The sequence below is a fragment of the Amycolatopsis acidicola genome (assembly GCF_007713735.2).
In the GTDB taxonomy this organism is placed as follows: domain Bacteria; phylum Actinomycetota; class Actinomycetes; order Mycobacteriales; family Pseudonocardiaceae; genus Amycolatopsis_E; species Amycolatopsis_E acidicola.
In genome coordinates this window covers 1-11,564 of sequence record NZ_VMNW02000108.1, presented here as the reverse complement: position 1 = coordinate 11,564, position 11,564 = coordinate 1, and the positions used below count along the sequence as shown (strand labels likewise).

General features: G+C 70.9%; 14 protein-coding genes. 3 read left to right on the top strand and 11 right to left on the bottom strand.

What is annotated here, in order from left to right:
- Nucleotides 1-123 precede the first annotated feature (123 nt).
- Nucleotides 124-690 carry a TetR/AcrR family transcriptional regulator gene (locus FPZ12_RS39925; RefSeq protein WP_144757279.1) on the top strand — a complete coding sequence of 189 codons (567 nt, stop codon included), beginning with the start codon at nucleotides 124-126 and terminating at the stop codon, nucleotides 688-690.
- A gap of 17 nt (nucleotides 691-707) precedes the next feature.
- Here FPZ12_RS39925 and FPZ12_RS39920 read toward each other — a convergent pair whose 3' ends face one another.
- Genes FPZ12_RS39920 through FPZ12_RS39880 form a run of 9 tightly spaced genes read right to left on the bottom strand, consistent with a single transcriptional unit; the run spans nucleotide 708 to nucleotide 7,553 of the window.
- Nucleotides 708-2,171, bottom strand: coding sequence for a class I adenylate-forming enzyme family protein (locus FPZ12_RS39920; protein WP_144757277.1), 1,464 nt, complete (start codon nucleotides 2,169-2,171; stop codon nucleotides 708-710).
- 10 nt (nucleotides 2,172-2,181) lie between these two features.
- On the bottom strand, nucleotides 2,182-2,502 hold the full coding sequence (locus FPZ12_RS39915) for an EthD domain-containing protein (protein ID WP_144757275.1): 321 nt from the start codon (nucleotides 2,500-2,502) through the stop codon (nucleotides 2,182-2,184).
- Nucleotides 2,503-2,519: 17 nt separating this feature from the next.
- Nucleotides 2,520-2,888 (bottom strand): hypothetical protein, encoded by a 369-nt coding sequence (locus FPZ12_RS39910; protein WP_243770273.1) that lies wholly within the window; start codon nucleotides 2,886-2,888, stop codon nucleotides 2,520-2,522.
- Nucleotides 2,885-3,253, bottom strand: a complete 369-nt coding sequence (locus FPZ12_RS39905) for a nuclear transport factor 2 family protein (protein ID WP_144757273.1) — start codon at nucleotides 3,251-3,253, stop codon at nucleotides 2,885-2,887. Before FPZ12_RS39905 ends, FPZ12_RS39910 begins: the two co-directional genes overlap by 4 nt.
- Before the next feature lie 16 nt (nucleotides 3,254-3,269).
- On the bottom strand, nucleotides 3,270-3,935 hold the full coding sequence (locus FPZ12_RS39900; protein WP_144757271.1) for a TetR/AcrR family transcriptional regulator: 666 nt from the start codon (nucleotides 3,933-3,935) through the stop codon (nucleotides 3,270-3,272).
- 50 nt (nucleotides 3,936-3,985) lie between these two features.
- On the bottom strand, nucleotides 3,986-5,299 hold the full coding sequence (locus tag FPZ12_RS39895; RefSeq protein WP_243770272.1) for an FAD-dependent oxidoreductase: 1,314 nt from the start codon (nucleotides 5,297-5,299) through the stop codon (nucleotides 3,986-3,988).
- A 14-nt stretch (nucleotides 5,300-5,313) separates the two neighbouring features.
- Nucleotides 5,314-6,081, bottom strand: coding sequence for an SDR family NAD(P)-dependent oxidoreductase (locus FPZ12_RS39890; RefSeq protein WP_243770271.1), 768 nt, complete (start codon nucleotides 6,079-6,081; stop codon nucleotides 5,314-5,316).
- Nucleotides 6,066-6,854: an enoyl-CoA hydratase/isomerase family protein gene (locus FPZ12_RS39885; RefSeq protein WP_144757267.1), complete on the bottom strand. Its 789-nt coding sequence runs from the start codon at nucleotides 6,852-6,854 to the stop codon at nucleotides 6,066-6,068. Before FPZ12_RS39885 ends, FPZ12_RS39890 begins: the two co-directional genes overlap by 16 nt.
- Nucleotides 6,855-6,875: 21 nt before the next feature.
- Nucleotides 6,876-7,553, bottom strand: coding sequence for a nitroreductase family protein (locus FPZ12_RS39880; RefSeq protein ID WP_243770270.1), 678 nt, complete (start codon nucleotides 7,551-7,553; stop codon nucleotides 6,876-6,878).
- A gap of 89 nt (nucleotides 7,554-7,642) precedes the next feature.
- Here FPZ12_RS39880 and FPZ12_RS39875 point away from each other — a divergent pair, with 89 nt between their 5' ends.
- On the top strand, nucleotides 7,643-8,368 hold the full coding sequence (locus FPZ12_RS39875; protein ID WP_243770269.1) for an SDR family NAD(P)-dependent oxidoreductase: 726 nt from the start codon (nucleotides 7,643-7,645) through the stop codon (nucleotides 8,366-8,368).
- Between the two features lie 36 nt (nucleotides 8,369-8,404).
- Nucleotides 8,405-9,421 (top strand): NAD(P)-dependent alcohol dehydrogenase, encoded by a 1,017-nt coding sequence (locus FPZ12_RS39870; protein WP_150980716.1) that lies wholly within the window; start codon nucleotides 8,405-8,407, stop codon nucleotides 9,419-9,421.
- On the opposite strand, the gene FPZ12_RS39865 is transcribed toward FPZ12_RS39870, so the two are convergent.
- Both FPZ12_RS39865 and FPZ12_RS39860 read right to left on the bottom strand, forming a co-directional pair.
- Nucleotides 9,418-10,122: an SDR family NAD(P)-dependent oxidoreductase gene (locus FPZ12_RS39865; protein WP_144762608.1), complete on the bottom strand. Its 705-nt coding sequence runs from the start codon at nucleotides 10,120-10,122 to the stop codon at nucleotides 9,418-9,420. The genes FPZ12_RS39870 and FPZ12_RS39865 overlap by 4 nt on opposite strands.
- On the bottom strand, nucleotides 10,119-11,447 hold the full coding sequence (locus FPZ12_RS39860; protein ID WP_144762611.1) for an MFS transporter: 1,329 nt from the start codon (nucleotides 11,445-11,447) through the stop codon (nucleotides 10,119-10,121). The genes FPZ12_RS39865 and FPZ12_RS39860 overlap by 4 nt, the downstream gene beginning before the upstream one ends.
- Nucleotides 11,448-11,564 lie beyond the last annotated feature (117 nt).

Sequence of the window (11,564 nt, the reverse complement as noted above, 5' to 3'; positions counted from 1 at the left end):
CGCTTCGCCTTGTGGCCGAAACTAGCGGATCGGAATCCGCTTCGCAACAACCGACCGGCCTGGAGCAACTCCAGGTCCCACGGGTTACGGTGAGGTACCGCCGAAGGATCAGGGGGAGGGAAGATGACGACCGGAGCCGTCAACCCCCGGCGCGCGGACACCCGCCGGAACAACGAGCGCATCCTCGCCGCGGCCGCCGAGTCGCTGGCCGGGCCGGGCGGGCTTTCCTTCAACGCGATCGCGCGGCGGGCCGAGGTCGGCGTCGGCACGGTGTACCGGCACTTCCCCACCCAGGAAGCGCTCATCCTCGCGGTCTACCGGCGCGAAGTGCGGCACATGGTCGACGTGGTGCCGAAGCTGCTCGGGAAGCACACGCCGGAGGAGGCGTTCCGGATCTGGATCGTCGACCACCTCGCCCGCTACATGATGACCAAACGCGGCCTCGCGGACGCGCTGCGCGCCGCGACGCGCTCGGAGCAGCAGCTGCCCGCAAGCGCGTTCGAGGCCGTGGTCAACGCGGTCGAAACCTTGTTGCGGGCCAACGAGGAAGCGGGCAGCATCCGCCCCGGGCTCGACGCGGACACCGTCATGCGCGGGCTCGGCGGCCTGCTCTTCCTCGACCCGGACGGCGACTGGCGCGGCCAGACGGCGCGCCTGACCGACCTGCTGTGGCGCGGGATGGGCGCCTGATCATCGGTTCCCGGAACTCAGCCCGCCGCCGCCCCGTCCCGTAACCGCGAAGCCAGCTCGGCGGCGTCGCGACGCGACAGCTTGCCGACCCGGTTCTGCGGCAGGGCCTCGACACGGAACACGTACTCCGGCCATTTCCCCTTCATCAGGCCTTCCCGCGTCAGATGGGCCCGCAGCTCCGCGAGGTCCAGGCTTTCCGAGGGAGTCACGACGAGCGCGGCGACGCGTTCGCCCAGCAGCTCGTCCGGGATGGCGACCACGCACACCTGGTCCACCCGCGGATGCCGTCCTACCGCGCTCTCGACCTCCGCGATGTCGATGTTGCGCCCGCCGCGGATGATCATCTCCTTTTCCCTTCCCTTGACCGAAACCGGCCCGTCCGGGCGCACCTCGATCAGGTCGCCGGTCGGCAGGAAACCGTCCTGGGTCAGCTCCGGCGGAACGACGGCGCCGTCGCGCGCGTAGCCCTCGAACAACGACGGGCCCCGCACCTGCGCGCGCCCGGCCTCCCCCGGCGGCAGCGGGATCCCGGCCTCGTCGACGGCCCGCAGCACCGTGCCGGGGAACGGGATCCCGTCCGTGCCGAGGCGGATCTCCGCGGGATCGTCCGGTGACGGCGTGGTGTGGCCGAGGCATTCCGACATCCCGAACACGCGCAGGATCCGCGTCCCGAGCCGCCGTTCGGCCCGGCCGAGCGCGCCCGCGTCCATCGGCCCGCCGCCGACGGTCATCGCGGTCATCCCGGCCAGCATGCCCTCTTCCGGCGCGGCGGCCGCCAGCTGCAACGCCATCGTCGGCACGCACATGGTCCAGCGCGCGCCGTGGTCCGCCAGCAGCCGCACCGCTTCGGCGGGGTCCCATTTGTCCGACAACACCATCCGCCCGCCGAGCATGAGCGGCAGGTACGCGCCGAAGCAGATCGCCGCCGCCGAGGACAACGGGACCATGCCGCCGACGGTGTCGCCGGGCCGCAGCCCGACCGCCTCGATGGTCGAACGGCACGCGTAGCGCAACGCGGCTTCCGACTGCACGACGCCCTTCGCCCGCCCGGTCGATCCCGAGGTCAGGCCGATCACCGCGCCGTCGCCCCACCGGCCCGCGGGCTGCGCGGGCCCGGCCGCGAGGCGCCAGCCGTCGAGCACCCCGGCCGCGCCGTCGCCCGCGTCCCACGCGGTGAAGACGCCGGGATCGGCGAGCACCGCGTCCGGGACGATGTCCTCGCGCGCGGCCTCGAACTCCTGGCGTGTGCTGTGCCGGCTGATCAGCGCGAGCAGGCCACCGACCTGCCCGGCAGCGACCATCCCGGCCACGGTCCGCCACGTGTTGTCCGCCTGCAGCAGGAGTGTCGCGCCCCGTTCGAGCCGGGCGGCGAGTTCTTCCCCTGCCGCAAGGATTTCCGCCCGCGTGTGTGCCCCGTCCTTGTCGATCACCGCGACCGAGGCGGGGTCCTGGGAACGCAGGTCGGCGAGAAGCTCCTTCATCCGTGTCTCCTCAGCCCAGGAACATCTCGCGCTCGTCCCCGAGCAGGGCGATCCGCTTGCCGCGCATGGACCCGACGTGCTCCACGGCCCGCGCCCACTCCTCACTGGCGAGCGCGGCCCTGGCCGCTTCCTCGGAGTCGAAGCTGAGCACCGACACCCCGTCCCAGCCCTCGGACCGTGGCTCCAGCGCGCTCGACACCGCCGTGTGCCGCCACGCCCGCAGGCCCGGCAGCGGATAGGTGACCTCCGCGTGCTCGCCGCGCCACCAGTCGACGAACTGCTCGTGCGTCCACTCCGGCGGCCGGGCCGCGAGCAAAACGAGGTTGAACATCCTGTCTCCCTTCGACTTCAGCGGGCTTCGACGTCCAGTTCGGGCGAGCGGCCGATCATCAGCGTGGCGACCTTCCCGGCCTCGTCCAGGCGCGCGCAGGCGACGAACGTGGACTCGAACTCACCGGCCCGGCGCGCCTGGCCGAGGACCAGTTCGTCCGTGCCGACGACGCTGCCCGACAGCACGTGATGGGTCAGCACGCCCTTCTCGCGCTGGGCGAGGTACCCCTCCATCGCGTCGCGGCCGCCGTTGAAATCGCGGGCTTCGGCGCCGCCGGTGCCGAACACGATGGAAAAGCGGAAGTCCGGGGCGATCAGGCCGAGGATGTCCTCGGGGTGCTCGGAGTCCATCGTCGCGAACCACCGGGTCAGCAGCGGGGCGCTCACGCGGCCGCCCCCGCCGGCAGCGGGAAGATGTTGAACCCCGCGTGGAAGAACGACTGGTAGCGCAGCAACTTCTTGTCCGCCGAAAGCAGCGCGACCGAGGTGAAGGACCCGGTTCCCCTGCCGTCGCCCTCGGTGATGTAGCCGTACACCATTTCCAGGTCACCGTCGGCGCTCTGCCGGACCACGGTGTGCTTGCGCCCGACCGCCGGGCGTCCTTCCAGGTACGCCCGGAGCTCCTCGCGGCCGGAACCGGAGACCTCGTTCCCCGGCAATGCCAGCAAAAACCCGACATCCGGCTCGACGAGGTCGAGACCGGTCAACGGCTCGGGGCCGTCGAGGCGCGCGTAGTAGTCGACGATGACCATCGGCACTTCCCTTCTGTCATGACCGTTTCTTCCTGGGGGTGCTCTTGCGCGGCTTGCCGCCGGTCGCGATGAGCACGCAGGCGTTTTCGACGGACTCCGCGATCACGTCGAGCGTGAGCGCGCCGTCCGGGCGGTACCAGCGCCATACCCCGACGATGAGGCCGAGCATGTTGCGCGCCGTCAGCCGCGCGTCCTGCTCGGCGAATTCGCCGCGGCGCATTCCTTCTTCGAGGAGTTCGGTCCAGTTCCGCTCGATCCGCGAAACCAGTTCCCGGCACAGCTGCCGTTCGTTCTCCTCACGCTCGGAGGTCCGCTCGTTCGCCAGGATCGCGATGTTCGACTGCAGGATCCGGTTCTGCTGGACTTCACCGGGTGACAGCGCATACGCGGCGCGCACGGCGGCGCGCAGCGCGGAAAGCGAATCCCCGGTTCCTTCCACGCCTTTCCGGAACGCGGCGTCGGAATTGCGCAGCGCGAGCCGCATGATGGTCAGCAGGCAATGGGCCTTCGATTCGAAGTAGTGGTACAGCGCGGTCTGCCCGATCCCGACCCGGTCGGCCACCTCCGACCATTTGATCGCCTCGTACCCGACCTCGCCGAACCGCTCCATCGCGGCGACCAGGATCGCCGGGCGCTTCGAGCGCGGGCCGTCGGCCGCCTCGGTCACTGCTTCGATGCTCATTCCGCTTCCCTCCCTCGGACGGTTTTCGCGCAACCGTAGCCGAACTGACCTCATCTCACCTCGGAGACGAGGTCGGCCACGCCGGCCAGCGCGAACACCATCGCCGGGGCCAGGCCGCCCGCATACGCCCCGGCATAGAGCCCGCCGATGTCGGACCCGGCGGCGTAGAGCCCGCGCACCACTTCCCCGGAGTCCGAGAGCACGCGGCCGCGCGCGTCGATCCGCACTCCCGCGAACGGGAAAGTGATCGCCGGGACGGTCTCCACGACGTAGTACGGCAGCTCGTCCAGCGGCCGCGGATCGAACTCGCGGGCCGGGCCCGGGGCCTGCCCCTTCGCGAGGCGTGCGACCTCTTCGGCGATCTTCGCGCCGTCGTAGCCCCACTCCGGGGGCATCGCGGCGAAGTCCGAGGCGTCGTCCGCGATCACGCAGCGGCCGCCGCGGCGCCGGGCGAGCGCGAACTTGTCCGTCGCCGGGGCGCCTTCGACGTACGCGCCGGTGACGAACTCGCGGTACCCGCGAGCATCGGTGATCAGCAGCCCGCGCCCTTCCGGCTGATCGAGCAGCGCCATCGCGTTGAGGTGGTCGCCCACCGTCTCGTCGACGAAGCGCTCCCCCGCCAGGTTGAACAGCAACGCGTGTTCGCTGTAGTAGAGCGCCAGATCGACGAACACCTCCGGCTCCAGCGCGACGTGCGCGGGCACCAGGTGCCCGTAGAAACCGCCATGCCGGTTGACCGCCGCGGCACCCGCGCCCTGGGCGAGGCGAAGACCGTCGCCGGTGCTGAACGGGTTGGAGCGCAAGGGAATCTCCCGCGCCCCGGCGTGCACGAAGTCCGCCCGCAGGTCCGGGTCGGCCTGGAAACCGCCGGTGGCGAGCAGGGTCGCGCGGGCGGTCACCGTCCTGGCCTCCCCGCCGGCGAGGGTGAGCCGCGCGCCGACGACGGTCCCCGCCTCGACGACGAGCTTCTCCGTCGTCGCCGACGTGAGGACGGTTCCCTTGTCCTGCACGATCTTCCGGCAGGTTTCGGCGAACAGCGCGGTGTCGAACTGGCGCCCGCGCCCGAAGCGCAGGATCGGGACGGCGGGCCCGCACGGGACATCCAGCTCCCGCAGGAAATCCACCGCCCCGGGAAACCCTTCGACCAGCGCGGCCTTCAACGCCGGGTCGCCGTCCGGGTTCGCCCGGTCCATCGCCTCGATCGTCGGCGCCGTCCACAGGTAACCCGCGTACAGCGCCGAACCGCCGAGGGCCGGGGCCCGCTCCACCAGCACCACCCGCAGGCCATCCCGGACAGCCCGCGCGGCCGCCGTGAGCCCGGCCATCCCGCCGCCGATGACGAGCAGGTCGGCTTCCTGGTCCACGCTCGCTCCTCCGTTCATCGTGCCGTCCACCCGCCGTCCACGGTGAGGACCTGGCCCGTGACGTAACTCGACGCGGGGGACGCGAGGAACAGCAACGCGGTGTCCAATTCGGACGGACGACCGGCACGGGCCAGCATCGTGTTGCGCTCGATCCAGCGGGCGGCACGCTCGTCGGCGAACAGGCCGCCGTTCATCTCGGTCTCGAACCACCCCGGCGCCAGCGCGTTGACCCGGATCCCGCGCCGGCCCCAGTGCCCGGCCAGCTCCCGCGTCAGCCCCTGCAGCCCGGCCTTGCTCGCGGCGTAGCTCGCCCCGCCGACCGGGGCGGCCGACACCTGCCCCAGCACCGAGCCGATGTTGATCACCGAGAGCTCCCCGTCCTGCCGGGCCGCGAGCTGGGCGAGGTGAAACGGCGCGACCAGGTTGATGCCGAGGACCCCCGCGAACTGCTCCGGAGTCTCCTCGGCCGGGCGCACGCCGCTGCCGACGCCGGCGTTGTTGACGAGGACGTCCATCGTGCCGGACTCCGCCCGCACGGCCTCGATCAGCGCCACCCTGTCTGCTTCCTTCGCCACATCGGCCGGAAAGGGCCGCAGCGCGGGGTTTCCGGCCGCCAGTGCGGCCAGCCGGTCCTCGCGCCGCGCGGTGATCCAGACCGTGGCCCCGGCCGCGGCGAGCACTTCGGCGAAGCGCGCGCCGAGACCGGAAGACGCCCCGGTGACCACCGCCGTGCGGCCGGTCAGGTCGAACAGCCCGGCCGGAGCGCTCAGCGCCCCGTCCACTTCGGTTCACGCTTTTCGAGGAAGGCGGACACGCCCTCGGCGGCGTCCTGGGAGTTCAGCGTGACGCCCACCGCGAGGTGTTCCAGCACCATCAGCGAAGCGATGTCGGCGTCAAGGCCGCGGTCCACGGCCATCTTCGTCAGCTTCATCTGGAACGGGCTCTTGTCGAGCAGGTGGCTGAGGAACTCCTCCACCGTCTCGTCGAGCTTGTCCGCGGGCGCGCTGGCGTTGATCAGGTCGAACTCGTCGGCTTCCTTGCCGGACAACAGTTTCCCGGTCAGCATCAGCTCCTTGGTCTTACGGATGCCCAGCATCCGCGGCAGCCGGTAGATCGGGCCGGCGCCGCCGAAGAGGGCGCGGCGGATGTGGAAGTCGCCGATCTTCGCGGACTCGTCGGCGATCGCGAAATCGCACGAGATGGACACCTCGAACCCGCCAGCGGTCACATACCCTTCGAGCACCGCGATCGACGGCTTCGACATGTTGTAGAGCCGGTCGCACACCTTCGCCGAGACCACCGCGACGTCCATCGCCGTGCTGCTGCCGATGAAGTCCGACTGCAGGCTGTCCAGGTCGAACCCGGACGAGAAGGTGTTGCCGCGCCCGCGCACCACGACCACGCGCAGCTCCGGGTCGGCCTCGATCTCGGTGATCAGCCGGTCGAGCCGGTGCAGCATCGGCACCGTGATGCAGTTGCGCTTGTGCGGGCGGTTGAGCCAGATCCGCGCGACGTGACCGTCCCGCTCGAACTGGAGATCGTCTTCGACTGCCATGGTTTCCTCCTGTAGTGCGTCTCAGGACGCCGAAGCCCGGGCGATGCCGGACAACGGCGGTGCGCCGGCTTTGCTGTCATCCCATCGGTCCCAGTGGATGACCTCCTCGGCACCGGGACGGGCTGCCGGGGCGAACTTCTCCCCCTTCGTGAAAGCGACGGGAGTGAGACAGACCTGCTGGACCGTCTCGAACGGGATGCCGAGAATGCCGGCCACGTCGCGTTCCCTGGCCAGGTGCATCGTGGTCCAGCACGTGCCGAGCCCGCGAGCGCGCGCGGCGAGCATGAAGCTCCACGTCGCCGGGAGCACGCCGCCGAGCATCGACGCGCTCGCGAACGCCGGGCTCCCGTCGAGCCGGACCCCGTCCAGGCAGGCGATCACGATCGTGCCGACCTCGTGCAGCGCGCGTTCGAGCGCGTCGGCCGAACGAGCCGTCCGCTGCTGGCTGTCCGCGTCCCTCGCGGCGACCCGCCCGATGTAGCCGTCGGAATCCCGGTACTGGTTGAGATAGATGTCCGAGTAGACCGCGGCCACCTGTTCGCGAAGGCCGGGATCCCGCACGACGACGAACCTCGTGCGCGCCACGTTCGACCCGGCGGGTGCCTGCAACGCCAGGTCCACGCATTCGCGGATGAGCTCCGCCGGGACCGCGCGGCCCGGGTCGAGCCGCTTCCGGACCGCCCGCGTCGTTGCCAGCATCTCGTCAGCATCCATAAACTGAACTAAGCTCAGTTCGGTTTGAATGTCAAGTGCGCGGCACGGCGGGAGTGGAGACCATGGGAAGTCGTTTGGCAAGTAAGAAGGTTCTGCTGACCGGGGCGACCGGCGGCCTGGGCGTGGCGATCGCCACCCGATTGGCCGACGAGGGCGCCGCCGTGGCGCTCAGCGACCGGGCGGACTGCTCCGCGCTCGCGGAAACACTGGGCGGGCCGGCGTTCGAACTGGACGTTCGCGACGAGAACGCCTGGCAGCACACCGTCGACGCGCTGCTGCGCGAGTGGGGCGGGCTGGACGTGCTGGTCAACAACGCCGGGATCGGCAGCCTGGCGACCGTCGAGGACGAAACCGCGGGCCGGTGGGAGGACGTGATCGCGGTCGACCAGGCGGGCACGTGGCTCGGGATGAAGCACGCGGGCCCGGCGATCGAGCGCAGCGGTGGTGGCGCGATCGTGAACCTGGCGTCCATCCTCGGCGCCACGGGCGGCCTGGCGAACAGCTTTTCCTACGCCGCGGCGAAAGGCGCGGTGCGCTCGATGACGATGAACGCCGCCCTGCACTGGGCGAAGCGCGGGGTCCGGGTCAATGCCGTGGTGCCCGCGTTCATCGGTACCGAGCAACTGCTGGCCCGCTACGGCGGCACCGAGCGGCACGAGGCGATGCTCGCGAACACGCCGATGGGCAGGCTCGGCAAGCCCCAAGAAGTGGCCGCCGCGGTCGCCTTCCTGGCGAGCGAGGATTCCGGGTACACCACCGGGTCCGAGTTGTACGTGGACGGCGGCTGGAGCGCGCGCTGACCTGAATTCTGTCGCTACACAACCGAAAGGACGAAAATGCGCGCGTTCCGTCTGCTCAGCCCCGGCGAAGCCCGTCTCGACGATATCCCGGCCCCCTCCCCCGGCCCGGGCCAGGTGCGGCTCGCCGTGTCGGCGGCGGGGGTCTGCCATTCCGACTTGCACGTCATCGACGAGGGCGCCGGGGCCGCGTGGGAGTTGCCGTTCACGCTGGGCCACGAGATCTGCGGGGTCGTCGAGGAAACAGGCACGGAAATCGAGGTGGGCACTCAGGTCGTCGTGCACGCGCCGCTCGGTTGCGGCGTGTGTCGTCGATGCCGCGCGGGCGCGACCAACTACTGCGACCGCCGTCGGGAACTGCCCGCGGCGGGGATCGGGCTCGGGGTGGACGGCGGGATGGCGGAGTCCATTGTGGTCGATGCCCGTGCCGTCGTGCCCGCGCCCGGCCTCGATCCGTGCCTGGCGGCAACGCTCACCGACGCCGGGCTGACCTCGTATCACGCGCTGAAGTCCTTGCGGGGAGCCGAAACCGGGGCGCTGATCGTGGTGATCGGGGTCGGCGGGCTCGGCCATCTCGCGCTGCAGATCGCGCGGGAACTGTTCGACGCCCGGGTGGTCGCCGTGGACACCCGGCCCGACGCGCTCGCGCTCGCGGAGCGACTCGGCGCGGTCGCCGTCGCGCGGGACGGGAAGGAGGCGCTGGCGGCCGTGCGCCGGTTGTCGGAGGGCTGGGGCGCGGACGCCGTGCTGGACTTCGCCGGTGTTCCGGCGACGACGGCGTTCGGCCCCGAGTTGCTGCGGACGGCCGGTGAGCTCGTGCTCGTCGGGTCGGGCGGTGGTTCGATCGAAGTCACCAAGGCCGCGAACCTGCCGCAGGGCATGCGGATTTCGCTGCCGTTCTGGGGTTCCCGGCCGGAGCTGGAAGAAGTGATCGCGCTGGCGGCGCGCGGCAGCCTGCGGGTGGAGACGACCACCGCGCCACTCGGTGAAGCCACTCAGGCGCTGGAGCGGCTTCACCGGGGCGCGGTGGTCGGGCGTTCGGTCCTGATTCCTTAGACGGCGGTGTAGCCGCCGTCGACCGGGATGCCCGCCCCGGTGATGAAGGAAGCGTTGCCGGACAACAGGAACGCGACGGCGGACGCGATCTCCGCCGGAGCGGCGGCCCGGGGCAGGGGCGCCTTGACCCGGCCCGCGATCGCCGTCCTCGGCGCGGCCTGGAGTCCGTCAGTGGCGCTGTTCTCGGCGAGGTTCGTCGCCACGTGGCCGGGGCAGACGCAGTTCGCGCGGAGGCCCCGGTCCGCGTACTCCGCGGCCAGACTCCGGGTCAACGCCAGCACGCCGCCCTTCGTGGCGTCGTAGGCCGCCGAACGCCCGGCCGCCACGAGCGAGCCCACCGAACCGACGGTGACGATCGCGCCCGAGGCCCGTAACAGGTGGGGCAAAGCCGCTTGGATGCAAAGGAAAGTGCCGGTGAGGTTCACGTCGACCAGCCGCTGCCAGGTCTTCAGCGGCATCTCGCCGGACGGCGTCCCGTCAGTCACGCCCGCGCAGGTCACCAGCCCGTCGATCGCGGATATCGCCCGGAAAGCGCTTTCCACCGACCCCGCGTCCGCGACGTCGCACTGGATTTCCGTTGCGCGGCCACCGAAATCGGGCTTTCTCAGGTCCAGCGCCACGACGTGGTGGCCCTCCGCCAGCAGGTGCTCCGTGACCGCGTGGCCGATCCCGCTGCCCGCTCCGGTGACGACGATGTTCACTTCTCCCCTTCCAGCGCCGGCTCCGCGGCGGCCGGGGTGTCCAGGTCGTCGCGTGAGGTTTCGCGCATGGTGGCTATGACGAACAGGCCGACGATCGCGGCGAAGACGGCGTAGAACGCCGGGGCGATCGTGATCCCGGTGACCGCGACCAGCCACGTCGCCACCAGGGAGACGATCCCCGAGCCGATGACGCCGCCGATGTTGAACCCGAGCGAGATGCCCGTGTAGCGGACGCGGGTCGGGAAGAGTTCCGAGTACTGCGTGTACACCACGCCCTGCTGCATGCTGAACGGCACGTTCAGCACCAGCGCGGCGACGATGGCGAGCGCGAGGGATCCCTGCTGCATGAGGAGGAAGCACGGCACCGCGAGGACGACGAAACACACCATGCTCCAGGCCAGCAGGCGCCGCCTGCCGAACCGGTCGCTGAGCGCGCCGGACCACGGGATGATCGCGAGTGGCAGCAGGACGATGAGGACGATCAGCCACAGCGAGCCGGTCAGCGGGTAGTGCAGTACGGCGGACAGGTGCACGAGCAGGTAGACCGAGGCGATGCTGCCGGTGGTCATCGTCGAGTAGGCGATGCCGACGAGGCGCAGTACGCCCGCCTTGTGCTCGCGGAGCACCTCGGCGATCGGGGCCTTGGGCGGCGCCTGTTCCTCGACCATCCGGAGGAACAGTGGTGAGTCCTCGACCCGCATCCGGTACAGCGCCGCGCCCACCAGCAGCGGTGCCGCGATCAGGAACGGCACCCGCCAGCCCCAGCTGCTCAGCTGCGCCGGCGTGGTGAGGGCGCTCAACGTGCCGACCGTCGCGGCGGCCGCGGCCATCCCGGTGGAGATCCCGAGCGACGTGCTGGAGCCGAACAGCCCGCGGCGCCGCGACGGGGCGGACTCCGTGGACAGTGACGCGGCTCCCCCGATCTCGCCGCCCGCCGCGAACCCCTGGGCGATGCGCAGCACCGTCAGCAGGATCGGGGCGCCGACGCCGATGGTCGCGTAGGTCGGCAGCAGCCCGGTGAGCGTGGTCGCGATGCCCATGCAGGTCACCGTGGCCATCAGGACGACCTTACGGCCGCGGCGGTCGCCCATCCAGCCGAAGAACAACCCGCCCAGCGGCCGGGCCAGGAACCCGCTCGCGACCACGCCGAGCGTGCCGAGCAAGCCGACCAGCCCGTGCTGGCCCGCGAAGAACAGGGGCGCGAGCACCACGGCCAGGTAGCCGTAGATCGCGAAATCGTAGTACTCGATCGCGGTGCCCACGGCCGCGGCGAGGCCCGCTCTCCGTGCCACCAGGTTCCGGTCGGTCAGCGTTCGTGTCGTCATCGGCACTCCTCCGCGCTCCGGCAGCACGGCCGCCGTTGGCCACGCAGCCTGACTGCGACCGACCCTAAACTCAAACTGAGGTCAGTTCAAGTCCGGGTTGTGGTGGCGGGTCGGTGG